The organism is Halomonas sp. LC1 (assembly GCF_030247125.1).
In the GTDB taxonomy this organism is placed as follows: domain Bacteria; phylum Pseudomonadota; class Gammaproteobacteria; order Pseudomonadales; family Halomonadaceae; genus Vreelandella.
Genome location: NZ_JASSPG010000002.1, coordinates 489,646 through 515,942 on the forward strand (window position 1 = coordinate 489,646; position 26,297 = coordinate 515,942).

The 26,297-nt window shown below is 57.3% G+C and carries 23 protein-coding genes; 14 read left to right on the forward strand and 9 right to left on the reverse strand.

The genetic code is table 11. From position 1 onward, the window contains the following. The 3 genes from QIT27_RS05160 to QIT27_RS05170 form a co-directional block, all read right to left on the reverse strand. On the reverse strand, positions 1 to 969 hold the full coding sequence (locus QIT27_RS05160) for a zinc-binding metallopeptidase family protein (protein WP_285263101.1): 969 nt from the start codon (positions 967 to 969) through the stop codon (positions 1 to 3). Positions 970 to 1,054: 85 nt separating this feature from the next. After that, a complete protein-coding gene (locus QIT27_RS05165; RefSeq protein ID WP_285263102.1) occupies positions 1,055 to 1,828 on the reverse strand; it encodes an SDR family oxidoreductase in 774 nt (257 codons plus the stop codon). Then, the gene (locus QIT27_RS05170; protein ID WP_285263103.1) at positions 1,825 to 2,154 is read right to left on the reverse strand and encodes a nuclear transport factor 2 family protein; all 330 of its coding nucleotides are present in this window, start codon (positions 2,152 to 2,154) and stop codon (positions 1,825 to 1,827) included. Before QIT27_RS05170 ends, QIT27_RS05165 begins: the two co-directional genes overlap by 4 nt. A 92-nt stretch (positions 2,155 to 2,246) precedes the next feature. On the opposite strand from QIT27_RS05170, the gene QIT27_RS05175 reads away from it, so the two are divergent. The 8 genes from QIT27_RS05175 to QIT27_RS05210 all read left to right on the forward strand — a co-directional run bounded on the left by QIT27_RS05175 (position 2,247) and on the right by QIT27_RS05210 (position 7,909). Beyond that, positions 2,247 to 2,609 (forward strand): winged helix-turn-helix transcriptional regulator, encoded by a 363-nt coding sequence (locus QIT27_RS05175; protein WP_153842707.1) that lies wholly within the window; start codon positions 2,247 to 2,249, stop codon positions 2,607 to 2,609. Between the two features lie 105 nt (positions 2,610 to 2,714). Next, positions 2,715 to 3,050 (forward strand): zinc ribbon domain-containing protein YjdM, encoded by a 336-nt coding sequence (locus tag QIT27_RS05180; protein ID WP_009100498.1) that lies wholly within the window; start codon positions 2,715 to 2,717, stop codon positions 3,048 to 3,050. An 82-nt stretch (positions 3,051 to 3,132) separates the two neighbouring features. Further along, positions 3,133 to 3,387, forward strand: a complete 255-nt coding sequence (locus QIT27_RS05185) for a type II toxin-antitoxin system Phd/YefM family antitoxin (protein WP_062360219.1) — start codon at positions 3,133 to 3,135, stop codon at positions 3,385 to 3,387. Further along, complete coding sequence (locus tag QIT27_RS05190; RefSeq protein ID WP_285263104.1) at positions 3,380 to 3,646, forward strand: Txe/YoeB family addiction module toxin; 267 nt, start codon at positions 3,380 to 3,382, stop codon at positions 3,644 to 3,646. The genes QIT27_RS05185 and QIT27_RS05190 overlap by 8 nt, the downstream gene beginning before the upstream one ends. A gap of 92 nt (positions 3,647 to 3,738) precedes the next feature. Continuing rightward, the gene (locus QIT27_RS05195; RefSeq protein ID WP_285263105.1) at positions 3,739 to 4,515 is read left to right on the forward strand and encodes a carbon-nitrogen hydrolase family protein; all 777 of its coding nucleotides are present in this window, start codon (positions 3,739 to 3,741) and stop codon (positions 4,513 to 4,515) included. Positions 4,516 to 4,617: 102 nt separating this feature from the next. Further along, entirely contained in the window at positions 4,618 to 4,938 is a 321-nt protein-coding gene (locus QIT27_RS05200) for a DUF427 domain-containing protein (RefSeq protein WP_285263106.1), read from the forward strand. 221 nt (positions 4,939 to 5,159) lie between these two features. Beyond that, positions 5,160 to 5,969, forward strand: coding sequence for a DUF4145 domain-containing protein (locus QIT27_RS05205; protein WP_285263107.1), 810 nt, complete (start codon positions 5,160 to 5,162; stop codon positions 5,967 to 5,969). A 110-nt stretch (positions 5,970 to 6,079) separates the two neighbouring features. After that, complete coding sequence (locus QIT27_RS05210) at positions 6,080 to 7,909, forward strand: ATP-dependent nuclease (RefSeq protein WP_285263108.1); 1,830 nt, start codon at positions 6,080 to 6,082, stop codon at positions 7,907 to 7,909. A gap of 231 nt (positions 7,910 to 8,140) precedes the next feature. On the opposite strand, the gene QIT27_RS05215 is transcribed toward QIT27_RS05210, so the two are convergent. From QIT27_RS05215 to QIT27_RS05235, 5 genes are all read right to left on the reverse strand, one after another. Further along, positions 8,141 to 8,629, reverse strand: coding sequence for a lecithin retinol acyltransferase family protein (locus tag QIT27_RS05215; protein WP_285263109.1), 489 nt, complete (start codon positions 8,627 to 8,629; stop codon positions 8,141 to 8,143). Between the two features lie 339 nt (positions 8,630 to 8,968). After that, positions 8,969 to 11,227, reverse strand: a complete 2,259-nt coding sequence (gene recD / locus QIT27_RS05220) for an exodeoxyribonuclease V subunit alpha (protein WP_285263110.1) — start codon at positions 11,225 to 11,227, stop codon at positions 8,969 to 8,971. Next, positions 11,224 to 14,904: an exodeoxyribonuclease V subunit beta gene (gene recB / locus QIT27_RS05225; RefSeq protein WP_285263111.1), complete on the reverse strand. Its 3,681-nt coding sequence runs from the start codon at positions 14,902 to 14,904 to the stop codon at positions 11,224 to 11,226. The genes recD and recB overlap by 4 nt, the downstream gene beginning before the upstream one ends. 112 nt (positions 14,905 to 15,016) lie before the next feature. Continuing rightward, the gene (locus QIT27_RS05230) at positions 15,017 to 15,553 is read right to left on the reverse strand and encodes a hypothetical protein (protein ID WP_054641496.1); all 537 of its coding nucleotides are present in this window, start codon (positions 15,551 to 15,553) and stop codon (positions 15,017 to 15,019) included. After that, positions 15,550 to 15,858 carry a nucleotidyltransferase domain-containing protein gene (locus tag QIT27_RS05235; RefSeq protein WP_159342801.1) on the reverse strand — a complete coding sequence of 103 codons (309 nt, stop codon included), beginning with the start codon at positions 15,856 to 15,858 and terminating at the stop codon, positions 15,550 to 15,552. Before QIT27_RS05235 ends, QIT27_RS05230 begins: the two co-directional genes overlap by 4 nt. Positions 15,859 to 16,041: 183 nt before the next feature. On the opposite strand from QIT27_RS05235, the gene pncB reads away from it, so the two are divergent. Beyond that, positions 16,042 to 17,238 carry a nicotinate phosphoribosyltransferase gene (gene pncB / locus QIT27_RS05240; RefSeq protein ID WP_285263112.1) on the forward strand — a complete coding sequence of 399 codons (1,197 nt, stop codon included), beginning with the start codon at positions 16,042 to 16,044 and terminating at the stop codon, positions 17,236 to 17,238. Positions 17,239 to 17,304: 66 nt separating this feature from the next. Next, positions 17,305 to 18,876 (forward strand): PD-(D/E)XK nuclease domain-containing ATP-binding protein, encoded by a 1,572-nt coding sequence (locus QIT27_RS05245; protein WP_285263113.1) that lies wholly within the window; start codon positions 17,305 to 17,307, stop codon positions 18,874 to 18,876. 13 nt (positions 18,877 to 18,889) lie between these two features. On the opposite strand, the gene recC is transcribed toward QIT27_RS05245, so the two are convergent. Next, positions 18,890 to 22,444 carry an exodeoxyribonuclease V subunit gamma gene (gene recC, locus QIT27_RS05250; protein ID WP_285263114.1) on the reverse strand — a complete coding sequence of 1,185 codons (3,555 nt, stop codon included), beginning with the start codon at positions 22,442 to 22,444 and terminating at the stop codon, positions 18,890 to 18,892. Positions 22,445 to 22,589: 145 nt separating this feature from the next. On the opposite strand from recC, the gene QIT27_RS05255 reads away from it, so the two are divergent. From QIT27_RS05255 to chrA, 4 genes are all read left to right on the forward strand, one after another. Continuing rightward, positions 22,590 to 22,910: a type II toxin-antitoxin system RelE/ParE family toxin gene (locus QIT27_RS05255; protein WP_159342797.1), complete on the forward strand. Its 321-nt coding sequence runs from the start codon at positions 22,590 to 22,592 to the stop codon at positions 22,908 to 22,910. Continuing rightward, a complete protein-coding gene (locus QIT27_RS05260; RefSeq protein WP_062372690.1) occupies positions 22,907 to 23,200 on the forward strand; it encodes a helix-turn-helix domain-containing protein in 294 nt (97 codons plus the stop codon). Before QIT27_RS05255 ends, QIT27_RS05260 begins: the two co-directional genes overlap by 4 nt. A 94-nt stretch (positions 23,201 to 23,294) precedes the next feature. After that, complete coding sequence (ilvD, locus tag QIT27_RS05265) at positions 23,295 to 24,980, forward strand: dihydroxy-acid dehydratase (RefSeq protein ID WP_285263115.1); 1,686 nt, start codon at positions 23,295 to 23,297, stop codon at positions 24,978 to 24,980. A 101-nt stretch (positions 24,981 to 25,081) separates the two neighbouring features. Continuing rightward, positions 25,082 to 26,278 (forward strand): chromate efflux transporter, encoded by a 1,197-nt coding sequence (chrA, locus tag QIT27_RS05270; protein ID WP_159342795.1) that lies wholly within the window; start codon positions 25,082 to 25,084, stop codon positions 26,276 to 26,278. Positions 26,279 to 26,297 lie beyond the last annotated feature (19 nt).

The following is a 26,297-nucleotide window of genomic DNA, read 5'->3' on the forward strand; positions in this document are numbered from 1 at the left end:
TTACAGCCCTTGCGCCCCACGCCGCAGCCAGTCGTGAACGAACGCCAGCTTGCGCAGCGCCACTTCCGAAAGCACAAACGGGTAGAGATCCGACAACCCCATCGAACGGTTGACATGGTTCACGCCTGCCACCAATGACGCCGCAATATGAATCAGCCGCTCTGAATCCGGTTCAGCGTAGGCATCCCAATTGTGGTCGTCCGGTAGCGCGGGCGACGTCATGCCCGAGGATACGAAGCTGTCGGTGATATCCGTTAGGTGCAGCAGATGCGAGGCGGTTTCCGCCCAATCCTCGTGGGGGTGGGACGACGCGTAGGTGGAGAGAAAGCGCGTTTGCCAATCCGCCGGCGGGCCGTTTTGGTAGTGGCGCTGCAAGGCCGCCGGGTAATCCTCCCGCTCATCGCCAAACATCTCGCGGAAGGCATCCAGAAAATCCTCCCGCAGGCTAAGCCGCCACCACAGCATATGAGCAATTTCATGGCGCATATGGCCAATCATGGTGCGGTAAGGCTCATCCAACGCCTCTTTGCGGGTGGTGCGCACCACGGCATCCGCTTCCGCCACGCTAATCGTTACCACGCCGCCCACGTGCCCCATAGGGACAGGCGTACCGCCTTCCGCCAGCATATGAAACACCGGCGGCGCGCCGGGGTCTTCCGGGCGAAACCAGTGCCAGCGGCCCAGGTTATCGATCACCCAGCGCTTGGCCGCCTCGGTGTGTGCCCAGTTGGGTATCGCATCGGAAATGGAAGGGTCTGGGGCCAGGGCGGTCATCGCGCAGGCGCGGCAGAACTCGCCCTGCTTCGGGGCAATCCAGTTACAGCCAATCACGTCGCGGTTGGCACAGAAGGGCGGCATGGGAATGAACGCCCGCGCCTGGGGGTCGTAGGCCACCGGCACACCATCCGCCGTGACCAAATTATCGAACCAGAGTGAACCGGCACCGACCAGATTAGAAAAAACGCGCATAGGTCGGGTATCTCAAGAGAAACGAAGCTTCAGTCTAGGAGCCGTCGCCCGCCAACGCCAATCGAGATACCCGCCGACTCAAGCGCTACGCCACCGGCACCGTGCCGCCATCAATCACAAACTCCGTGCCCGTGATTGAGCCTGCCAGCGGCGAGGCCACGAACGCAATCAGGTTCGCCACTTCCGCCGGGGTAGAGGGCCTGCCCAGCGGGATGCCGCCCAGCGCGCCCATGATGATCTGCTTGCCGCCCTCGTAATCGGTGCCTGCCTGCTCGGCCAGCCGCTCCGCCAAAGCAACGGCGGCTTCCGTCTCGATCCAACCCGGCGAGACGCGCACCACCCGCACGCCTTGTGGCGACACCTCCTTCGACAAACTCTTGCTGTAGGTCGAGAGCGCCGCCTTGGCCGCCGCGTAGGCGGTGGTGGATTCCGGCAAAGGCAGCTCCCGCTGAATCGAGGTCACGTGAACGATCACCCCTTCACCCTGGGCTAGCATGCCCGGCAGCAGGGCGCGGTCTAACCGCACGGCGGGGAACAGGTTCAGGTTCAGCTCCTGCTGCCACTCCTCTTCACCCAGGGCCGCAAAGCCGCCAGCCGGGGCAGACGAGCCGCCCACCACATGCACGATGATATCCACACCGCCCATGCGCGCCTTCACGGCTTCCGCCACTGTCGTGCAGCCTTCGGCCGTGGTGAGATCGGCGGCGACGAACAGCTCTTCAGGTAGGGCAGCGGGGCGGTTACGGGCGGTGGTGAGCACCTGCGCGCCCTCTTCACGAAACAGCGCCACCACCGCCGCACCCGCGCCTTTACCGCCACCCGTGATCAATACGCGACGGCCGCTAAGCTGCAGGTTCATGGGGTAATCTCCAAGCTTTGAATGCGTTCATCGGCCAGTTCGATATGGTGAAACAGCTGCACCGGACTACCGGGAAAATCGCCGGTCACGGTGGTGGTCATCACCATCTTGTCGCCATCACGAGAGACGTCGGTGGGCTCCACGTGGTACTCAAACTGGCGGCGGGTGCCGCGTAACCAGGCACGAATGGCGGCAATGCCCTGGTGGGTTTGCCCTTCATCCACCACGCGGGCATCGGCGGTAAAGCACTCCGCCAGCGGGGCATCATCCGCGCCGTTGCTAATGGCGATATAGGTGGCAATGGGAGTGGAGAGTGACACGCTCATGGTAAGCCTTCCTCGTCGTGGTTGCTGTACGAGGATCTTCTGCTTAGGCTTACCGATTATCAAGAACGCACAAAAAGGTAAGTGGCTTACCCATGAGAAGGATTTACACGCCCACTAGCGCGGCCAGCGGAGTGGAAGATGTATTAAAAATGCTGGAAGGGCGCTGGAAGCTGATTATTCTCTTCCACCTCTTCGACGGTAACGTGCAGCGCTATTCCGATTTTGAAAAGCTGATCCCCGGCATCTCGCAAAAGATGCTCGCCCAGCAGCTACGGCAACTGGAAGCCGACGGCATCGTGGCGCGCAAGGTGTACCCGCAAGTGCCGCCCAAAGTGGAGTACCGCCTAACCGAGTGGGGCCAAGCGCTCTGCCCTGCGCTGGATGCCCTGCTGAAATGGGCCGAGCAGAAAGAAGCGTTTCACCCCAGCGAACACGCGGACGACGCCAGCGCCTGAGCCACGCCAGCGCCCACGGCGGTACTGCCAAGGGCGCTCACCAGTCGCCAAGGCCGCCCTGGCTCAGTATCATCACCCGCTCATTCATCACAGAAGCCACTGCTTATGTCTTGCCCGCCATGTCCCCGCTGCCAGTCGGAATTCGTTTATCAGGATCAACGCCTGTTTATCTGCCCCGAATGCGCCCACGAATGGAACCCTGAAGAAGCCGCCGCCGAAGAGGCCGTTAACGTGGCGGATGCTAACGGCACGCCGCTTGCCGAAGGCGACAAGGTTACGTTGATCAAAGACCTCAAGGTCAAAGGCAGCTCCCAAGTGCTCAAGATCGGCACCAAAGCCGTCATCAAACGGCTAAAAGAGGGCAAAGACCACCAGCTAGACTGCAAAGTCGACGGCGCAGGCGACATGATGGTAACCGCACAGTTTGTGAAAAAGGCTTGAAGCGGTCGTTCTGTCTCATTAACTGTACAGGTTTCCGGGCAACGGCTAGACTTGTACTCTAAATAGTACATGTGAGGTGTGTATGAAAATCGTGTCTTTTACAGAAGCGAGGAATGGCTTGAAAGCTGTGCTGGATGGCGTCGTTAATGATGCGGATACCACCGTGATCACGCGCAGGGATGCTGAAGATGCCGTGGTGATGTCGCTGGATTATTACAATAGCCTAATGGAAACAGTGCACCTGCTTCGTTCGCCTAATAATGCTGAACACCTTAACCGCTCAATAGCGCAATATCGTGCTGGCCAAACAAGCGCACGCGAGTTAATGGATGAGTAGTCAGCGACTGTTGTGTTGGACAGATGAATCTTGGAACGACTACGTCTATTGGCAAGCGCAGGATAAGAAAACCCTTAAGCGCATTAATAAGCTGATAAACGATGTAAAACACTCCCCCTTTAAGGGAATCGGCAAGCCAGAGCCCTTAAAAGAAAACCTAGCGGGCTTTTGGTCTCGACGTACAGACGATACTCATCGGCTTGTTTATGCAGTCGATCACCACGCGATCACTGTCATTTCTTGCCGCTATCACTATTAGCCCGCAAATGAATCGGCCCCGAGATTGAGCCAGCAGTGGGAGGTGGCTTTAGCCCGCGACTGTGCCTGCACGCAGCCAGCTAAGTGGAAAAAATGACAGCTACCACACCAGCCCCCATCACCATTGCACTCGCCCAATTGCCTGTTATCAAAGCAGCGGTAGACGACAACCTCAAAACACACTTGGCCTACATAGAACGCGCCGCCGCGCTGGGGGCCAACGTGGTGGCTTTTCCCGAACTCTCGCTCACCGGTTACGAGATGGCGCTACTCAGCCAACTGGCCATGCCCCGCGACGATGCCACCTTTGCCGCCCTCACCGCCGCTGCCGCAGCCAATAACACGGTGGTAATGGCAGGCTGCCCGCTGCACAACCCCAACGGCAAACCCCACATCGCAGCGGTGATCTGCTTCCCCAACGGCGAACACACCTTCTACCTAAAACAACACCTTCACGAAGGGGAAGAGGTTGACTGTGCCCCCGGCTGTGAGAGCGGCCTCATCAACGTTAACGGCACCCGCATCGCCCTGGCCGTTTGCGCCGACTTCACCCACAAAAGCCACGCCGCTACCGCCGCTGCCAAACAGGCTGACGTATATCTCGCCAGCGCGCTGATCTCCCCAGATGGCTATGCAAAAGATGCCGAGCTGCTCGCCACCATCGCAAAGCGCCACCAACAGCCGGTACTGCTCGCCAACCACGTTTCCACCACGGGCGGCTGGGAAACCTGCGGCAATAGCGGCGGCTGGACTACAGCAGGGGAGTTAACCGTGAAAGCCAACGGCACGCAGCCCAGCTTAGTGATGTGCCGCATTCACAACGGTGGCATAAGTGGTAGCGTGGAAGTGATGACTAACTTACATAGCTAAGTATTAGTTGTCGGCTAAAAACTAATCCGGCAAGGTAGGCTTAACCTAGATTAACTGCTAGTCTCAAAGCATTAGAGTAAATAATGTCGCAGGGACAACAAAATGCAGAATGCCCGCATAACGCTTCACCCCAGCAAGCAGCGCATGCAAGTGCAGGTGGATGGCATTCTGCTAGCCGACTCCACCAATACGCTTGAACTCCGCGAACACGGCTACCCGCCGCGCCACTACTTCCCACGTGAAGACGTGCGAATGGACTTACTCACCGTTTCAGAAACGACCACTTACTGCCCGTTTAAAGGGCATACGGTGTATTTTTCGCTGGGTGGGCGACGGGATATTGCTTGGAGTTATGAGGAGCCGGTTGAGGGGATGGAAGCTATTGCGGATAGGGTGGCGTTTTATGAAGAAGTGGTTGAGTGACCCTTTTCGATCCAAAGCGAACATGCCGGCAGAAAGCGCAAGTTAATTAAACAGTATGTACAACTTGCACGATAATCTATTTTATGTTTTTGCACTTAATTTATTTTATTTTCAATGGGTTGTGAATTACAGGCGGCATAGCATGAATGAAGTGCTGTCGAATTCATTCAGGTGATGTAGAGCGAAGTATAATCATTATTGTGTGTCCAAGAAGGGATAATATGACTGAAGATACAAAGGGTATACCGTCAATTAAAAAGACAGCTTTTTGCTGCCCCCACTGTGATGCATATACAACTCAGTATTGGTCTTCTTTGTACTCGAAGCCATACAAAGAAAATGGGCGCACCCCTATCATCCCAAATATCAGTGAAAAAATTGAATGGGAGAACGATCCTAAGATTGAGCCAGACGTTAAAAAAATGCTTGTAGAGTGGATTGAAAAAATGTGCGCGGGAAAGCCATTTTCTGAAATACAAGGCCAAAGTGAGTATTTGCAGAGTCATATCCAAAATGTGAATATTTCAGAATGCTATAACTGTAAAGAAATTACTATTTGGGTGTATGATCAAATAGTATATCCAAGTACTAAATTAGTGATTATACCGAATCAAGACCTACCACCACACATAATTAAACTATTCGAAGAGGCAAGAGAAATTGTTAGCTCATCACCAAAAGGCGCTGCTGCACTTTTACGGTTGAGCATTCAGTATCTTTGTAAAGAACTTGGGGAAGGCGGAAAGGATATTAATCGTGATATCGCAAGCTTGGTATCAAAGGGCCTCAACCCTTTAGTCCAAAAAGCTCTTGACGTTGTTCGAGTTATTGGAAATGAGGCCGTTCATCCCGGTGAGATTAATCTTGATGATGATCGCGATACGGCCTTGCAACTTTTCAGTGTTATAAATCTAATTGCTGAGCAAATGATTACACATCCGAAACAGGTTGAAGCCATGTATAACAAGCTTCCAGAGTCCAAGCTTGATGGTATAGATCAGCGTAATAAAAAGGCAAAGGAAAGCTCTTAAAATGCAAAGCAAGCTCATGTTGCTGAACGGGTTGATCGCTGAGCTCTAAATTAGCCGAAAATGCGGGCGTTGAGGGGATGGGTGCCCAAAAGACAAATAGGAATTCTTTTATGAGACTCCATGAGATACAAATAAAAAACTTTAGAAAGCTCAAGAATTGCCACATCAAATTTAGAGACACCACCTTTCTTATCGGTCCCAATAACGCTGGAAAGTCCAGCGTGTTTTCTGCGTTGGAACATTTTCACAAAAATTCGAATTTGGATAGAGAGGATTATTCAAAAAGGTATAACGAAGACGAAGAGAGTTATACTTACGAAGAAGACGTTGAAGTTATAGCAGAATATTATAACTTGCCGAATGAAGCTAATGGCTGGTTGGGGTTTAAAGGCCGAGTGTTATCCTCAAAAGAACAACTTGAAGGAGAGACGGGTAACTCTATTATTTATAAAAAAGTTTGGTCTCTCAATCAAAGTAAGCCAAAAATATTTATGAAGGAATATCCGAGAAAAAGAAGTGCAATATATGATGATTGTAATAAAGTGTCGGATCTTGTAGGAAGGCATTACTCGGAAGTGTTTCTAAAAGATCATTTTGGCGAAGCTAATTTTGAGAAAAGCCTTACTGTTGCAGCAACAAAACAAAAACTATTAGATTTGCCAGAATGCTGGGATGTTCAATTGGACGAAGAACCTACTTGGGTAGAGAATCCAGGTGGTATCCCCGGCAATGTCTTATCTAAACTTCCTATTATCGTCGTAATACCAGCAGAATCGTGTATTTCAGAGCTGACAAGTTCTGGTGGAGCATTGTTTAACCTGCTGGGAGGGCTATTTGATACTGTTAGAAGCAACTCCGAAAATTATGCTCAAGCACAGACATTTCTTAATGCTCTAGCATCAGAGCTTAACCCAAACGATGAAGAAACGGATTTTGGGAAGCTAATTCGCGACCTTAATGGAATGGTAGATACTCTTTTTCCTGATTCGTCTGTACACGTTAGCGCGACGCTCGACGTACCAGAAAAATCTATTAAACCCCAATTTAAAGTGGAAATGGAGAGTAACGTGAAAACCTCCGTTGACTATCAAGGTCATGGAATGATCAGGGCAACAGCATTCCAATTGCTAAGATTTGTGCAAGATTTCATAAATAGAAATACTGATAGCACTCGGACAACTATATTCTGTTTTGAGGAGCCTGAAATATATTTGCACCCTTCGGCTGCAAGCCAAATGCGGGACTCATTATATGACTTGGCTGGTCCAAATTGTCAGATTATAGCGACTACTCATTCGCCGTATATGGTTGATCTTGGGTCAGAAAAGAGTATGAGTCTCACTAAGTTTAGTTTTACTGAAGACAATTTTTCAACAGCAACTTCTTTCAATCTCGAAGAGGCCTTCGTTACGCTTGCTGGAGATGAAAAGCAAAACTTAAAAATGCTCTTAAAGGTTGATGACTATATATCAAGAATGTTCTTCTCGAAAAAGTGTATTTTTATTGAAGGTGATACAGAAGAAGTTGTCGTGCGCGAGACTATTAAAAGACTGTCTCATGAGGATAAATCAAAAGTTATAGGCAACTGTGAGTTTCTCAGGGCTAGAGGAAAGGCAGTGCTTATATCAATCGCAAAATATTTGAATGCACTAGATGTAAACTATATTTTCATGCACGATCGCGACGCAGGAACAGAGCGAGCAGAAGCGATGAATGCTCCAATATTAGCTCAAACTGGAAATGACCGAAGGATTATGATCGAGGAGTGTATCGAAGATTTGCTGGGGTATGAAGCTCCGAGTAGTGAAAAGCCTTATAAGGCTCATCTACATATACAGAATCATTGGGGGGATGCATTTGTTGATTTGCCTGAAGGTTGGAAATCAACGTTCATTAATTTGTGCAGCCCATACTTAGATCATCTTCGAAAGACCCCTTGAAAACATGTCAAATACGACGCTCCTACACCGTTTGCTTTAGCATATTATATTTGAGGAGGCTAAAATTAGCCTCCTGGCTGTTACCAACAGTATAAAAATAAGAGCATTTTCTTTATGAAAACTGCTTGCCTCTCCATAGATCCTTGGCGAGGCTATTTCAATTAATAAAATTTCGTAACAGTTTTTACGAAAAGAAATGGTTTAATTATACTAAGCCATCCGTGTCTAGTTTTACTTGTTTCTAAAAAAGTCAAATGCTTTCTTCCCTGCATATCCAACAAGCCCTATACTTGCTGCTGTTAAAGCTGGCCCACCTATTAACGCAGCGGCTCCGCCCATGCCAGCATATCTTAAAGCCATTGCTGCAGAAAACTTTTTCACTGAACTAATCTGCTTGCTTTTTGCTTCTCCTGTTATACACCATACTACAAAGTGTTCACAATTATTAGAAAATAGGCAGTATTCATCTTCTCCAAGGCGTAAATTAGCTCTTTGTACAGATTCATTTCTTGAATATTTTCTTTCGTTTTCTGCGTACTGAGCAATGATGACGTCATCGCCATTCAAGAAATCCAATAATGGTATCTCGCTTATTTTCCCCTTTTTAAATTTTTCTGAAAAGCCGCTGTAGTGAATTACCTTGCCGAATCCTGAATATATCCCGTGATGATGGTATCCTGATTTTGATACGTAAAGGTGATCGCCAAGAACAATATCCATAGCCTCTATCTCTCAAAATAAAATTAGTTGTGAAAATATTATCTTATGTTTTACAAAAACTCTATGGAATTTTCTATATAATTTTTTTCTTAGGAGGCATGAATAGTGGTTGATCGCAGAACGTTAGTATTTTCGTGAGCATGGCAGTCAATTTATGAATAGAAGCAAGGTTTGCTTGTGGTGCAACAACCTCTTAGACCCTAATGGAGTGAGTCGATCTGTATAAATGGCAGTGCAACCGACAAGATCGTCTCTATGTATCATCAGATACGTCTAAAAGTCTGTCCCTGGTAGAAAACGACACTATTAATACTCTAAATATAGGTGTTGCTCACATGCTCATCTAACCCCACTAACCCTAACCACCTCCCTCACCACCGCCTCATTCAACACCCTGCGCTTGGCTTCCACCACCGTGAGCCATTCGCGGGCGCGGGTGATGCCGGTGTATACCAGCTCGCGGGTCAGAATGGGATTCAGGGTGGGCGGCAGCAGTAGGGCGGTGTGCAAGAACTCGGAGCCTTGGGATTTGTGTACCGTCATCGCAAACACGGTTTCCACCGCGTGCAGGCGAGAAGGCATCACCCAGCGGATGGGCTTGTCGGTGTCGCTAGTGGGGAATGCGACTCTTAATAGCTTCTGCTGTGGGTTGCGCGGGTCGGGCACGGCCAGGGTGATGCCGATATCGCCGTTCATCAGTTTCAGGCCGTAGTCGTTTTGGGTCATCAGTACCGGGCGGCCTTCATACCAGCCTTTCTCCAACGTGTAATCGCTGCCGTATAGCAGCTTTTCGCGGCGCAATGTGCTGGCGATGCGTTGGTTTAACCCTTCAACCCCCCAGGGGCCTTTGCGCAGCGCGCACAGCAGTTGGAAGTGGCTATAGGCGCTGAGCACCTCGCTGGCCCAGGTGTTATAGGCGGCTTGGTTCTCCTCGAACGACTCCCCCCGTGGGCGCTGGGCTTGCAGCACGTTGAGGTAGTGGCGGTAGCCGGTGGGCGGGGCGATAGGCTGGCCTTCGTGGTCGGTGCGGCCTTCGCCGTTGCCCGCAAAGCCGTTGGGGCTGCCGTGAATCACCAGCTTATCCAGCGCCGCGTCGTCACTCATCACCAAATGGTGAATATCCGGGTAGCCGTGGCGCAGCACGGCGCTTATCGCCTGCTGTTTTTCCCGCTCGCTTTGCGCATGGCCCGGCTGGTTAATGGCTTTGGCTAGCTGGCCGATGCCGCTGTGTTCATTGAAGCGGTGGCTAACCCGCAACATGGTAATGGCTTGGTCGAGCGGTTGGCCTGCGGGGTCGATGAACTCGGCTGGCAGCGGCTGGCCGGTGGCCTGGGCTAGCCAGTCGGCGGTGGCCGGGGTGTAGTGGGCGGCATCGGCGCGGCGGCATAGGTCGCCGAGTACCGAGCCTGCCTCTACCGAGGCGAGCTGGTCTTTATCCCCCAGCAGAATGCACTGGGCGTGGGCGGGCAGGGCGCTGAGAGTGGCGGCCATCATTTCGATATCCACCATCGAGGCTTCGTCGATCACCAGCACATCCAGCGCCAGCGGGTTGGCGGCGCTGTGCCGGAAGTGGCGGGTGTCGGGGCGTGCGCCGAGCAGGCGGTGGAGGGTGGTGACTTCCGTGGGAATCGCGATCTCGCTGGCTGTTACCGCAGGTGAGTGTTCACTGAGTAGCGTTGCCAACTCAGCGAGCGGTAACGCATTCACCTGCCCGGCGATGGATTCGTTCAAGCGGGCGGCGGCTTTGCCGGTGGGGGCGGCTAGGCGGATGCGCAGCGGCTGGCTGGGGTGCTGGGCCAGTTGCAGGGTTTGCAGCAGGGCGAGCAGGCGTACCACGGTGGTGGTTTTGCCGGTGCCGGGGCCGCCGGTAATAATGCCGAAGCGGCTGCGGGCGGCCAGGGCGCAGGCGGTTTTTTGCCAGTCTAGGCCGTTGCTTTCCTTGAACAGTATGTTCAGAGCTTGGGGGAGTAACCCAGGGTGACTGGCGTCACCCATCGCCCAATGAATTGGCCTCCCACTTTGGCCTTCTGTGCCCGTGCTTTCTGAGCCGGTGCTGGTGGTTTCCAGGCGGGCGGCGATGTGTTGGTGCAGGCTTTGCTCGTACTGCCAGTAGCGGCGCAGGTAGAGCCGCGTGCTGGGAGTGCCGCTGGCTGAGTGAGTGGTCACTACGACCAGCGGCGTGTTGCCGGGGCCTTCGCTGGTGAGCAGCGGGTGGTGCAAGGCGGCTTGCCATTCGCTGAGCGTGAGCGTGGCCAGCACGTCGCTGGGCAGCGGCGGTGGGTCGGTGAGGTCGTCCCCTTCGGGTGGTAGCGAAAGGGCGAAATCCGGCGCGTTGAGCGTGGCGTTAATATCCAGGCATACGTGGCCGCGGCCTAGCTGGTGGCTGGCAAGTGCTGCCGCCAGTAGCAGCAGCGTGGGGGCGTCCGGGGCTTCACTGGCGAGAAAGCGCACCAGGGCGCGGTCTAAATCCCGCAGCCAGCCTCGCGCTACCCAGCGTTCGCACAGGGCCAGCAGTTCCGGGGGGCTGCCGAGTGCCGGGTGGGCGCTGGCGGCATCGCCGAACATATCGAAGGTGTGGGTGTCGTGCTGGCGGCTCATGCCGTGGCCTCCTGCTGGGTGGCGTGTGGCTCGCCTGCAAACAGGCTATCCAGGGCTTCGATGAGTTCAACCGGTGCGGGTTCGCCCACTACGCCGCGCCCAGGGCTGCGGCTGCCGCGTAGAAATACCGTCATCGAACCGCCCAGGTGCTGGTGCGGGTCATAATCCGGCAGGCGCGCTTTTAAAAGCCGGTGCATGGCGAGTAAGTAGAGCGCGGCCTGCAGGTCGTAGCGTTTGGCCAGCAGCGCGTGGCGCAGGGCCTCGGGTTCGTAGGCGCTGTCGTTGGGGCCTAGGTAGTTCGATTTCCAGTCCAGCACGTAAAAGCGCCCCTGGTGCTCGAAGGCCAAGTCGATAAAGCCTTTCAGCATGCCGTTCAGGGTGTCGGCATCCAGCGCGGGGCGCTCTACTCCTGGCAGTAAGTGCTTGCTCACCAGCGCATCAATGGCTTGGGTGTTCACCCGCTTGGCGGCGAACCAGAACTCAAGCTCTACCTGATAGCTTTCTAACTCATTCAGCGCCACGCTTTGCGGGGTGGGCGCGGCCAGCGGTAGCGGCGTGGTGAGCAGGGCGCTTAGCCAGCCTGCCAGCGGTTCTTGCCACGCCTGCCAGCCGCGTAGCTGCACCCGCCGCCACAGCATGTCGTTGAGGGCGTCCATATCGTTGGCGGCGGTATCGAAGCCTTGCTTGCCCGCCCACTCCAGCAGCCCGTGCAGAAAGGTGCCGGGGCCGGGGCCACGGGGGAATTTGTGCAGGTGATACGCTTCCGGCTCAGAAAGATCCCGAGGTTCATCCAGCACTTCAAAGGCGGTGGCTTCTTGGGCGGTGGTGGGTTCCAGCGGTGGCAGCACTGGAGCGGTCAGCGTGCCGGAAAGCCGCAGCGCGGAGTAGCTGGCAATCCACCAGTGCTCTTTGGCGGGGCGCGTGGGCGTGCGGGCGTGGCCCAGCGCACTGCTTTGCTCCACTTGGGCCACGCGCTCTGCGGTGGGCGCGGGTGGTTGGTGAATCTGTATCTCGCTGCCTTTGCCTTCCACCAGTTCGTCGAGCGCTTTATTCAGCGCCTCCGGTGAAAGGGCATTGCCGCCTTTTAGCAGGTAGCCCATCGCGCTGTTCTCCAGGCCTTTCAGCGGGGCCAGCCCCAGCCAGGTGGCGTGGCGGGCGCGGGTAAGCGCGACGTAGAGTTTGCGCAGGTCTTCCCCCAGCCGTTCGCGGTCGGCGGTGGCGAGTATCGCGTCATCCGCTTCTAGGCTGAGCTGTAGGTTGCCTTCGCCATCGTGCCAGCGCAGCGGTATGTCTTCGGCTTTGACCGGGCGGTGGTTGGCGATGAAGGGCAGGAACACCAGCGGGTACTCCAGCCCTTTGGATTTGTGGATGGTGACCACCTTGACCAAATCCGCGTCGCTCTCCAGGCGCAGCTTGTGGCTGTCGCCGTGGCTTTCTGGGTCGGCAATGGCGTCAAACAGAAAGCGAATCAGCGCGTGCTCGCCGTCCAGTTCGGCGCTGGCCTGCTGCAGCAGTTCACCCAGGTGCAGCAGGTCGGTAAGCAAGCGCTCACCCTCTTCAAACTCCGCTAGCAGGCGGGCGGGAATATCAAAATCCACCATCATGCGGCGCACCAGTGGCAGCACACCCTGGCGCTGCCACAGGCGGTGGTAGCGGCTGAACTGCTCTACCCGCTCTTCCCAGGCCAGCTCGTTTTGCTGCAGGTGGTCCAGCTCTGCCAGGCTTAGCCCCAGTACCGGCGTGGCCAGCGCGGCGCGCAGGTGCGCTTCGGCTTGTCGGGAGCTGGCTAGCGGCTCGGCGCAGGCGCGCAGCCAGCGCTCTACCTGGGCGGCCATGGGCGAGCTGAATACCTTGTCGTGATCCGAAAGATACACGCTCTTCACCCCACGGCTAGCCAGCGCTAGGCGAATGGCGCGGGCTTCCTGCAGGCCGTTTACCAGTACCGCCATATCGGAAGGTTTGAGCGGGGTGAGCGCGTCGTCGGTTTGAAAGCCGCTCTCGCCTTGTTGGCCTGCGCTGAGCAGTTCCGCCATGAAAGAGGCGCAGCGTTCGGCCATCTCGGTTTGGTAGGCGGTTTTGGATAGCGGCTCGTCGGCGGCCAGCGGCCAGAGCGTCATGGCGGGCAGCGGTTGGCCCTGGTGAACGAGCTGTTCGCTTCGGCCTTTGGCGTCTACCGGCAGAAACGGCAGCGGGTTGTCGCCGCCTTCTTCGCGGAACAGAAATGCCCCGGCGGGGTGCTCATCGGCGTAGCGGAAGCAGTGGTTCACCGCCTCTACCATGGCGCGGCTGGAGCGGTAGTTGGTGCCCAGCGTCACGTGGCGGCCTGCGGTGTCTTCGCGGGCTTTTAAGTAGGTGAAGATATCCGCGCCGCGAAAGGCGTAAATGGCCTGCTTGGGGTCGCCGATCAGCAGCATGGCGGCGTCTCGGCGGGGGTTGGCGACCTCATACACCGCGTTGAAAATGCGGTACTGGATGGGGTCGGTGTCCTGGAACTCGTCGATCAGCGCCACGGGGAACTGGCGCAATATTTGCGCGGCCAGGGCCTCTTTATTGGGGCCTTGCAGGGCGCGGTCCAAGTGGGTGAGCAGGTCGTTGGGGCCCATTTCGGCGCGTCGCTCCTGCTCCCGCTCCAGGCGCACTTTGCACCACTGCACGGCGTGAATCAGCAGGTCGTTGCGCGGCTCGGGCAGGGCGTTTAGCGCGGCGGGCAGCTCGGCCAGCGCTTTCCAGGCGGCGGGGCAAGGGGGCGCGCCCTCTTTCCATATCTCGGCCATGCCGTCTGGGGTGAGGCGTTTCCAGGCGGCATCGGTGAGTGCGGGGCGGGTGGCGTCGCTGTCGCACCACTCCCGCAGTGCGCCTAGCCAATTGGCACGGCTTTTGGCATTGAAGCTTTGGCCTTTGAAGGCTTTGCGCTTGGCGGCGTCTTCTAGTGCGGGCACTAGGTCATCCAGCCACGCAGGCCAGGGGGCTTTCAGCTCGGCTAGGCGTGCGCTGCGCTCGGCTTGGGCGGCGCTTAGGGTTTGCTCGGGGGCGGGGCGGGGGCTGCCTAGGGCCTCGCTTTCGGCCAGCAGCTTGCGCACCTGCCCGTGGAGCTGATCCGGCGATTTCCAGTAGCCGGTAATGCTGCCCAGCGCTTCGGCGTCCAGCGGGTAGTAGAAGGTGCGCCAGTAGTCGCGCACTACCTCTTGCTCCAGCTCTTGCTGGTCGTTTTCCAAATTGAGCGAGAACAGGCTGCCGCTATCGAAGGCGTGCTCCCGCAACATGCGGTAGCACCAGCTATGGATGGTGGAAACGGCGGCTTCGTCCATCCACTCGGCGGCCAGCTCTAAGCGGCGGGCGCAGGCGGGCCACGTGGCCTCGGGGTATTGGCTGCGCAGCGCCAGAAGGAGTGAGTCTTCACCCTGATGCCGAAACACCGACGCTGCTTCCACCAGCCGATGGCGGATACGTTCACGCAGCTCTTGGGTGGCGGCGTTGGTAAACGTGACTACCAGAATTTCCGGCGGGGTGAGCGGGCGTACGAAGGCGGTGTCGTCTTCACTGTGCTGCCCGCCCAGCACCAAGCGCACATACAGCAGCGCAATGGTGAAGGTTTTCCCCGTGCCCGCGCTGGCTTCAATCAAACGGCTGCCGTGAAGCGGCAGCGTCAGCGGGTTCAGCGGGGCGGGCTGGCTCATTCTCATTCTCCGAACATCACGGCAGGCGGAAAGCAAAGCGCCTTTGGCGGATAGCCAAAGGCACCGGCACTATATCGCGTTGCCAAGAGCTGGGCAAAAGAGCAAAGCAGCGTTAGAGGCTGGTTTGAAAGACGGTGTCGAATTCGTTAGAGAAGTCTTGGGTGGCAGGAAAAATGCCCAATTGTTCAGCACTCCATGTCACTAGTCTTTTTGAGGTAACAAGGAGAACGTCGGCAAGTTCGTTCAGCAAGTTAAAGTGCTCTGCTATTTGTGCATAGTGCGTCGAGTAATCATGAGCGGCAATATTGCGAATAGCGCGGCAGCGCTGCCAGTCACTGGTAGCGTCCACGACGCCCTGCTTTTCGAACAGCGAAAGAACTTTGAGAAAGCTGTCAGTAGACTCACCTGCCAACAGAGCGCTGTGCCGCATAGCAGAAGCAATAGAGTCCTGTAGCTTGGCAAACCGCTCATTGATAGCGGCCAGTGTTTCAAAAAGGTCGACATCTTTTTTATGGTCGGCTAACCAATCACCGTCCAAAGGCCATGTGACTTTTTTGCGTGATTGATGAAGAAACCAAGCGCAGCGCTGAATGGCTTCAAGCAGTTGCGCCAGATAGCGCTGCTGTTCACTAAGTACATCCTGGCTCATGCGGCTTCCTCAAGCGTCATTGGCCGTGACTGGGCGAGTGCAATGGCTTGAAACGGAGTAGGTTCAGCTGTTGTGACGTAGGTCACGATATCGAGCGGTAGCTGGAGGCGTTGTTCTAGCGCCATTTTGAGCTCAGCACAGGCGAGTAGCGGGATGGCGTTGGGGGATATAAGCAGCAGATCGACATCGCCGCCTCGCTTACTATCATCTAGCCGCGAGCCGAAAACATGCACTGCCACCGAAGGCCCTACAAACTCACGGACGCCTGACAGAATAAGCTCGCGCTGTGATTGTGAAAGACGCATGGAGTCCGCTCCTAGTGATAAACCGGTGTTTAAATGGTAGCACTCTACTCACGATAGCAGATAGCCGCTCGCCCACCTGCTAGCCACAGTAAACAGGGGTTAGGCTGTGAGGTATCGTCGCCAACTGGTAATCTAGCGGGCTAGCCGCTCTTGGCGATCTGTTGATGCTGGTGAAGGGATCTCATGCTGACCTCGCTTCTGGATAACGATTTTTACAAGATCACGATGCAGAATGCCGTGATTAAACGCTTCCCCTATGCCCATGCCCGCTACGCGTTTATCAATCGCGGCGAGCATGCGTTTCCTGAGGGTTTTGGTGAGGCGCTGCGCGGTGAAGTGGATCGCATGGCGACGCTGCGCTTGTCGGATGAAGAGAAGCGCTACCTGCAAACCACCTGCCCTTACCTAGACCCCACCTATCTCGATTTTCTGGCGGGCTTTCGTTACGACCCCAGCGAAGTGACGATCGAGCAGCAGGGCAGCGAACTCTCGGTGGTGATGGAAGGCCCGTGGTACCGCACTATTTTGTGGGAAGTGCCGCTGATGGCGCTGATTAGCGAGCTTTGGTACCACCTGCGCGGCGTGAGCGTGTCGGAAGATGACGAAGCGCTCATCGAGCAGCGCACGCGAGAGAAAATTGAGCTGTACCGCCAGCATGGGCTGAAGATTGCCGAGTTTGGCACCCGTCGGCGTTTCTCGTTTGCGGTGCACGACCGAGTCGTCAAAGCGCTGCGCCACTACGGCGGCGAGGCGTTTAGCGGCACCAGCAACGTGCTGCTGGCCATGCGACACGGGGTGAAGCCCATCGGCACCCACGCCCACGAGTGGTTTATGTTCCACGGCGCTCGCTTTGGTTTCAAAATGGCCAACAGTTTGGCGCTGGAGCACTGGGTGGACGTGTACCGGGGAGATCTGGGCATCGCGCTGACCGATACGTTTACCACCCGCGCCTTTTTCGAGAGCTTCGATAAGAAGTTCGCCAAGCTGTTCGATGGGGTGCGCCACGATAGCGGCGACCCGATTGAGTTTGCCGATGCCACCATTGCCCACTACCAGCGCCTGGGTATTAACCCGCTGAGCAAAACCATCATCTTCTCCGATGCCCTCACGCCTGAAAAAGTGGAGCGCATCCGCGCCTTCTGCCAAGGGCGAATTGGTATGGCCTTCGGCATTGGCACCAACTTCACCAACGATATTGGCGTGGCGCCCATGAACATGGTGATCAAAATGGTCGAGGCCCGCCCCGAAGGGCAGGGCTGGCTGCCAGTGGTGAAGCTGTCCGATGTGCCCACTAAGAACACCGGCGACCCGGAGATGATTGCGTTGGCCAAGCGCATTTTATCGCTGGGTGGAAAGGGGGATGAAAGCCCGCTGATCTGACGCTGCAGGCATCAGCCGCATGCTAAACTGCTTTTCATATCGCTGTTTTTTGTTCTGGAGGCCGCCGTGCAGGATGCCCATCGCCGTAAGCTACCCATCGGGATTCAGACGTTCTCGGATATCCGTGAGGGCGACTATTACTACGTCGATAAAACCCCGCATATCGAGCGCTTGGTTAACCAGAACAAATACTACTTTCTCTCGCGGCCGCGCCGCTTTGGTAAAAGCCTGTTGCTGGATACGCTGCGCTGCTTGTTCGAGGGCCGCCAGGCGCTGTTTGAAGGGCTCTATATTCACGATAAGTGGGACTGGCAACAGCGTTACCCGGTCATTCGTATCAGCTTTGCCGATGGCGTCATGCAGAGCCGTGAAGAGCTCGATGAGCGTATTCGTGATCAGCTTCGGGTTCAGCGCGAGCGGCTGGGCATTACCCGACACCATAAGACGGATATTCCCGGCGAATTTTCTACCCTGATTCGCAGCGCCCACCAGCAATATGGTCAGCGGGTGGTGGTGCTGATCGATGAATACGACAAGCCGATTCTGGATAACATTCTGGAACCTGAGCGTGCTCGGGAGGTGCGCGAAGGGCTGAAGAACCTCTACAGCGTGCTGAAAGACGCCGATCCTCATTTGCACTTCGTGCTGCTCACCGGGGTTTCTAAGTTTAGTAAGGTGAGCTTGTTTTCGGGGTTGAACAATCTGCGCGATATTACCCTGTCTCCCGACTATACGACCATTTGTGGCTACACCGATGAGAACATCGATACGGTGTTCGCGCCGGAGCTACCCGGCCTGGATCGTGAGGAGATTCGCCAGTGGTATAACGGCTACCGCTGGGGAGGCCGTGAGGTGGAGTCCGTCTATAACCCCTTCGATGTGCTGCTGCTGTTCCAGGAGCAAGAATTTGGCCCTTACTGGTTCGAGTCTGCTACGCCGACATTTCTGGTCGATATTCTCAAACAGCGGGGGGTATTTACGCCCTCACTAGATCACTGGGAAACCGAGTATGAACTGCTCAGCCAGTTCGATGTGGATCAGATCAGTACCGAAGGCCTGCTGTTTCAAACCGGCTACCTGACCATTCAGCAGGTAGAGGAGCCGCTGCTGGGATACCGCCAGTACACGCTGGGCTTTCCTAACCGTGAAGTCGAAACCAGTCTCAACCACGCCTTGCTGCCATCGCTGGGGGTCGAAAATGCCCCACGCGAACGCAGGACGCTGTTTCGCCATTTAAGCCAGCATGATCTTATCGGGCTAGAAGCGCACTTAAAGGCGCTTTATGCAGTACTCCCTCACGACTGGTATCGCAACAACCCGATTGCTCGCTACGAAGGGCATTATGCGAGCGTGTTCTACAGCCACTTCGCGGCCCTGGGTCTGGATGTGACGGTGGAAGATGCCAGCCACCACGGCAAGGTGGATATGAGCGTGGATTTTGGTGGGCATATCTACCTGTTCGAGTTCAAAGTGGTGGAGCAATTGCCGGAAGGTGAGGCGCTGGCTCAAATCAAACACAAAGGGTATGCGGACAAGTACCGCGCCTCTGGCAAGCCCATACACCTGATCGGCGTCGAGTTTTCCAGTGCCAAACGCCAGATTGTGGCGTTCGATGTGGAAACGCTCGACGCTATGTAACACCCACGCTGGTTTACCCTTTGACCGCCTGATGAAGCGGCGCGTAGAGCGCTTCTGTGAGCGTGGCAAAGGTGTGCCCGTTGGCTTGCTCGAAGAACAGGCGCTCGAAGCGGGGCCACTGGCGGCTTAAATACGCGCTTTGGGCCACTTCACCGGTTTGGTAGCGGCCGCCTTCATAGGCGGTTTCGGCGGCGGCGTAGGCGTCGCTTTCTCGGCCTTTTTCTTGCGCCATATCTGGCGTGCCTTGCTTACTTAGCCAAGCAAACGCGGCTTGCGGTGCGAGCGGCAGCGGGGTTTCTAGGCCCGCTTGCCACGCGGCTAGCTGGGTTTTTAAGTGCTGGCGAGCGGTCTCGGCATCCACTGGCGCTAGCGTGACATGCCCCGCTTTGGAGAGCAGTTGCGTCGTCATCGGGCCATCCAGGTTGCCCGCTAGGTGCGCGACCCAAGGGCGCAGCAGGTGGCTCCAGCGGTACTGGCCGCGCCCGCTGCCTTGGCTAATCAGGCTGCTACTGAGTAGCAGCAGGCGGCAGCGGTGGCCTGTTTCATCCTGGCGCAGTTCGCCCAGGGGCTCTTCCAATGTGAGGCCGTGGGCTTCGAAGTGAATCATGGTGTCGGGCAGGGGATGCGGCCACGCGTCTAGCGCTTCTTCGTAGGCGTAGAAAAGCGCCTCCATGGGTTCGGCGAGTGCTGCGCGCATGCGTTCGCCGAACGCGCCCATGGCCAGCACGCCTTGGCCTTGAAAGCGCTCCAAGGCCTCGTGCAATGCTTGCATGCGCGGCTGGCCGTTATCCACCGCGTGGCGCTGGGCGGCAATCAGCTGGTCTTGGAGCTGCCAGTTTTGCAGGCCATCGAGAGCGAATGGCTCGGCGTCCAGCTCGGCGATGGCTTCCTGCTCGAAATAGACTCCCAAGCGAGTATTAAAGAAGCTGCGCACCGGCTCGCGTAGAAAGCTGCCCAGCTGCCCAAGCGAGAGGCTGGTAGGGGCGTTTTCCGGCGCTGGCAGCGTGCGGCTAGCGGCGGGGGGCGTGCGCGGGGCGTGCACCTCGCGCCATTCGTGGGCGTAGGTGAACAGCCGGCTTGCTGGGCTGTTGAAGTAAGCGCGGCTGAAAGGCTGCAGCGGATGCTCGGTGGTGAGTGTTTCCAGCAGCGGCGCGCCGTTTTCCGTTTGCCAGCCGGCTTCCAGGTGGTCGCGCAGTTGGCCCACCAGCACCGAGGGCGGCAGCGGCGTGTTATCGATCTGGCTGCGGCCGACCCAGCTCACGTAGAGCTGGTCGCGTGCGGAGAGCAGCGCTTCCAGAAACAGGTAGCGGTCGTCTTCCCGACGGGAGCGGTCGCCGGGGCGGTAGTCGCTGCCCATTAGGTCGAAATCCAGCGGCGGCTGGGAGCGGGGGTACTCGCCGTCGTTCATGCCCAGCAGGCACACCCGCTTGAAGGGAATGGCGCGCATGGGCATCAGCGTGGCGAAGTTGACCGCTCCGGCCAAGAAGCGTTGGGAAAGGCTGTGCTCATCAATCTGCGCCAGCCAGTGCTCCCGTACCATAGAGAGCGGCAGCGGGTCGTTGAGTTCGGCTTCCCGGCTGCTTTCCAGCATCTGCTGCAATCCGCTCTCCAGCTTGGTGAGCATGATGCTCTCTTGGGCGTCGTCGGTAAGAAAGAAAGTCTCCAGCAGCTCCCGTAGCCGCGCGACCCAAGTAGCGGCATCGGTGGGTTGGCAGAAAGCTTCCCAAGTGGCTTCGAGCTTCTCTAGCAGCGTCGCCAGCGGCCCCGCTAAGCCCGCCTCCAGCCCGCCAATATCATCAAACGGTTCGATGCCTTGCCACGCGTGGCCGTCGCCCACGGTGTAGCCCAACAGCAACCGGCGCAGGCCGAATGCCCAGGTGTTTTGGCTCAGCCCGCCGGGCAGTTCCAGCCGCTGGCGCTGCTTGGCGTTGAGCCCCCAGCGGATGCCCGCGCCTTCCATCCAGCGCTCCAGCACCGGCAGGTCGCGCTCTTCTAGGCCGAAGCGCTGGCGCAGGGCGGGCACATCCAGCAGGTCGAGTAAATCGCTCACCGACAGGCGCAGCTCTGGAAGCCGTAGCAGCTTTTCCAGCGCAATCATCAGCGGCAGGCGGTGGCGGCTGGCTTGGTCGGAGAGCGTGTAGGGAATGTGCCGCGGGTCGTCGGTGGGCAGCTGACCAAACACCGCTTCAATGTGCGGCGCGTAGCGGTCGATATCCGGCACCATGACGATGATGTCTCGCGGGCGCAGGTGTGGGGCGGCGCTGAAGGCGGCCAGCAGCTGGTCGTGGAGAATCTCCACTTCCCGCTGGGGGCCGTGGGCGATATGGAACACGATGGAGTCATCGGAAGCGGGCAATGCGGGCCAGTGGCCTTGCGTTTCCGCCACGGGGCGCAGCTCGCGGATGTCGTCTTGCAACTGGCTGAGCAGGCAGTGGCGATCCTCGCCGCTGAACGGCTCGAACATATCGATGCGCAGTGCTTGCTGCTCGAATAGAGTTTGGTAGTTGCCTGCGTCGTCGTGCTCATCGAGCAGGCGCAGGTAGTCGCGGCCCTGCTTGCCCCAGGCGGCTAGCAGCGGCTGGGCGTGCAGGTGCAGGGCGTCATCGGCATCGCCAGTGCCCAGTACATCCAGCGCTTCGGGCATGCCGGTTTTGCGCCGCTGGCGGTAGCGCTGGGCGCGCAGCAGGTCTTTGTGCTCGATGATATCCGCCCAGTAGAACTGGCAGGGGTTGTGAACGCACAGCACGATTTGGCAGCAGCGAGAGAGCGCCGCCAGCGCTTCCAGGGTTTGCTGGGGCAGTGATGAAATGCCGAAGATGATCAGCCGCCGAGGCAGCCCCGGCGGGCAGTCTTGGCCTTCCAGGTGCTCGGTGGCCTTCAAGAAACGCTGGTGAACCTGGGCGCGGCTGCTGTTCAATCCGGCCTCGCCTTGGGTGGCGGCCACATCGTCACGAAGGATGCGCCAGAGTGCGGGCTGCCAGCGCTGGTGCTCTTCCAAAGGGCGGTGCTCGCCTCTGGCGGTAATTAGCACATCGTGGCCGTTTGCCCAGGCGTCCAGCCAGTCGGCGCGGTAGACCTGGTACTGGTCAAACAGATCCGCCAGCCGCTCGGCCAGTTGGTAGTGCTTGCGCTGGTCGCGGTCGATTTCTAGAAACTGCGCCAGCGGCTCAAACACCGGCTGCCCGGCCAGGGTAGGCAGCAGGCGCAGCAGCCGCCATACCAAGCGCGATTTATCGAACGGCGAGGTTTCCGGCACGGCATCGGCGTTTTGCGACACGTGAGTGAGCACCGTGCGGTAGGCCTGCCATAGAAACCGCGCGGGCAGCATCACCTCTAGCGCCGCCGCAATGCCCGCGCCGCCATTCTTAGGGTCTTCCGCCAACGCCAGTTTTAGCCACTGCCCAATACCGTTGCTCTGCACCAGAATGGTTTCGTTCTCCAACGGCCCCAACGGCTGGCGGCGCATCCACTCCACCGCTAAACCGCGTAAATCTTCCAAGCGGTTAGCATGTACCACCATAAAACCGGGGGGGAGCGAAGTGGGGGAGAACAAAGCATTGGCAGGCATACGGCGGCGTTCCTTCACGGCAATCAGCGTCACGGGTGGTGGTGACGCTATGGTGCCATAAATTGGGGGTACTCGCGTGTATCTGGAGTAGGAACTTTTATGCACGCTGGGTTATCATAAAAGATAACTTGAGCGGGGTTATGCTATGGAGTGGCAGGTTGAGTTTTATCCAGGTGTCGAGCAAGAAATTTTAAGTATGCCGCCCAAAATACAGGCCAGAATGCTCCGGTTACTGGAGATGGTAGAGACTCATGGCGCTAACCTTGGGCCACCACACACGGAATCTATGGGCGACGGTTTGTTTGAAATTAGGGCAAAGGCAAAAGAGGGAATTGGCCGTTCTCTGTTTTGTTATGTGCATGGGAAACATATTGTTGTTCTCCATGCGTTCGTCAAAAAAAGCCAAAAAACGCCGCGTCAGGCGTTAACGTTAGCGCGGACAAGACAGCGCGAGGTGCAGTCATGATGAACTTAAAGGCACTAAAAGAGCAGGCGCTTCAAAACCCTGAAGTAGAGGCGGAGTATGAGCGTTTGGCACCGGAGTTTGCGTTGGCTTCCACACTGATTTCTATGCGCCAGCGTGCCGGGTTGACCCAAGAAGAGCTTGCCAAACGCTTGGATACACAAAAAAGTAACATTAGCCGCTTGGAGCGGGGAAGCAGTAACCCCGGCTGGAAAACATTACAGCGCTATGCACACGCCTGCGGCTTTGAGCTGACGGTACATGTTGAACAACAAAAACAGCCAGCCCACTAAGCAGTCAGAGCACTGCAATATGGAACTCTTCTTGCGTCATCGGCTTACCGCCGCCAAGCTGTGCCCTTTGCCATGCCATTGAGAGGAGTCCGTGATGACCGAGCCGACCAACAATAATACCCGCCGCCACTCTGCCCAGGTGGTGGATGGCCCCGGTAAAGCGGCTAGCCGCGCCATGCTGCGCGCCGTGGGCTTCAACGATGACGATTTTCAAAAGCCCCAGGTAGGTATTGCGTCTACCTGGAGCATGGTGACGCCGTGTAATAGCCATATTGGTGAGCTGGCGGAGCTTGCCCGGGATGGGGCCGATGCCGCAGGCGGCAAAGGCGTGGTGTTCAATACCATCACCATTTCTGATGGCATTGCCAACGGCACCGAAGGCATGAAGTACTCGCTGGTCTCGCGGGAAGTGATTGCCGACTCCATCGAAACCGTGGCGGGCTGCGAAGGCTTTGATGGCTTGGTGGCGATTGGCGGTTGCGATAAGAACATGCCGGGCTGCGTGATGGGGCTGGCACGGCTCGATCGCCCCAGCGTGTTCGTTTATGGCGGTACCATCATGCCCGGCAAGGGCCACACTGATATTGTCTCGGTGTTCGAGGCGATGGGCGCCCACTCCCGTGGCGACATCGACCTGATCGAGCTGAAAAACATCGAAGAGACCGCCATTCCTGGCCCTGGTTCCTGTGGGGGCATGTACACCGCCAACACCATGGCTTCGGCCATCGAGGCGCTGGGCATGAGCTTGCCGGGAAGCTCGGCGCAGAATGCCATCTCCCAAGAGAAACGCGACGACTGCAAAGCCGCTGGCGAAGCCGTGCTGGCGCTGCTGGCGCAAGACATCAAGCCCTCCGATATCATGACCCGCGAGGCGTTCGAGAACGCCGTGACTGTGGTGATTGCTCTGGGTGGCTCCACCAATGCGGTGCTGCACCTGATTGGCATGGCGCGCACCATCGGTGTCGAGCTGACCCTGGCGGACTTCACCGAGATTGGTAAGCGCGTGCCGGTGCTGGCCGACCTGCGCCCCAGCGGCCACTACATGATGAGCGAGCTGGTGGCGATTGGCGGCATTCAGCCGCTGATGAGAATCCTGCTGGATGCTGGGCTGCTTAACGGCAACTGTTTAACGGTGACCGGTAAAACGCTGGCCGAGAACCTCACTAACGTCGAGCCGTACCCGATGGATCAGCAAATCATCGCGCCGCTGGGTAACCCGATCAAAGCCGAAAGCCACCTGCGTATTCTGTTTGGTAACTTAGCGCCGGAAGGGGCGGTGGCGAAAATTACCGGCAAAGAGGGCACGCGCTTTAGCGGCTCGGCGCGGGTGTTTGGCTCGGAAGAGGAAGCTCAGGCACGCATCAATGACGGCACCGTGGTGGCGGGCGATGTGGTGGTGATTCGCTACGAAGGCCCGAAAGGCGGCCCCGGCATGCGCGAAATGCTCACGCCTACCTCGGCCATCATGGGCCGTGGCTTGGGCAACGACGTGGCGCTGATTACCGATGGCCGATTCTCAGGCGGTAGCCACGGCTTCGTGGTGGGGCATGTGTCTCCGGAAGCTTTCGACGGTGGCCCGCTGGCGCTGGTGGAAGATGGCGACCCGATCACCATTGATGCCGAAGCCGATACCATTGATGTGCATATCAGCGATGAAGAGATGATGCGCCGCCGTGCGGCCTGGCAACAGCCTGAGCCGCGCTATCGTAAAGGCGTGTTGGCGAAGTATGCCAAATTGGTCAGCTCGGCCAGTACCGGTGCGGTGACCGACCAAGAATAATCTGTGAAGAGTCACCGGCACGATTAGGCTGTCACTAAGTCGTCAAGCGCAAGGCGTACCCTGAACGCTTTGCGCTTTTTAATGGGTAAACGGTGGGCACGATGTCAGAAAAGAATCCGGTTCGAGGGCGGGCCAACGAGGTGTTCTGGGCATTTTTGGCGCTGGGGCTGACCTCGTTCGGTGGCCCCGTGGCGCACCTGGGCTACTTTCGCACGGCGTTTGTCGAACGTCGCCAGTGGCTCAGCGAGCAGGCCTACGCGGATTTGGTCGCGCTGTGCCAGTTCTTGCCGGGTCCCGCCAGTAGCCAGGTAGGCTTTGCCTTAGGGTTGATGCGCGCAGGCCCCTGGGGGGCGGCAATGGCGTGGCTGGCGTTTACGCTGCCCTCTGCCATCGTGCTGGTGCTGTTTGCATTGGGTACGGCAGTGCTGGATGGCCCGGTGGCCAGCGGCATCATTCACGGCTTGAAAGTGGTGGCGGTGGCTATTGTGGCCCACGCGGTGTGGGGCATGGCGCGTAACCTCTGCCCGGATAAAACCCGCACGGGCATTGCCCTGGCAGCGGTGTTCGCGGTGGTGCTGGTCAGCGGGCCGTTGGGGCAGGTGGCGGCGATTGTGCTGGGTGGCGTGGCGGGTCTGCTGCTGTGTCGCCAAAGCGCTGCAGCATCGTCTAGCGAATCGCTGCACTTCCCGGTAACGCGTAGAGCGGGCACGCTAGCATTAGGTTTATTCGCCGCTTTGTTGGTGCTCTTACCGCTGTTAGCGGCGAGCACCGGTTGGTTGAACGTCGTCGATGCGTTCTACCGTTCAGGCGCGCTGGTATTTGGCGGTGGCCATGTGGTGCTGCCGCTGCTGGAAGCGGAAGTGGTGCAATCGGGTTGGGTCACGGCAGATGAGTTCTTGGCGGGGTACGGCGCAGCTCAGGCGGTGCCGGGGCCGCTGTTTACGTTTGCTGCTTACTTGGGGGCGCTGCTGCCAGGGATACCCAGCGTGATTGGCGCGTTACTGGCGCTGCTGGCGATTTTTGTGCCGGGATTTTTGCTGCTGGTCGGCGTGCTGCCGTTTTGGAATCAGTTTCGCCAGTGGAGCAGTGCTCAAGCGCTGATGCGTGGTGCCAATGCGGCGGTGGTGGGTATTTTAGGCGCGGCGCTCTATCAGCCGGTGTGGACCAGCGCCATTCTTGGGCCTTACGAGTTCGTGCTGGCGTTGACGGGCTTTTTGCTGCTCACCGTGTGGAAACTGCCGGCTTGGCTGGTGGTCATCGTAGTGGCGTTGGGCGGCGTCATGATTCCGCCCCAGTAACCGGGGCGGGAAGATGCTC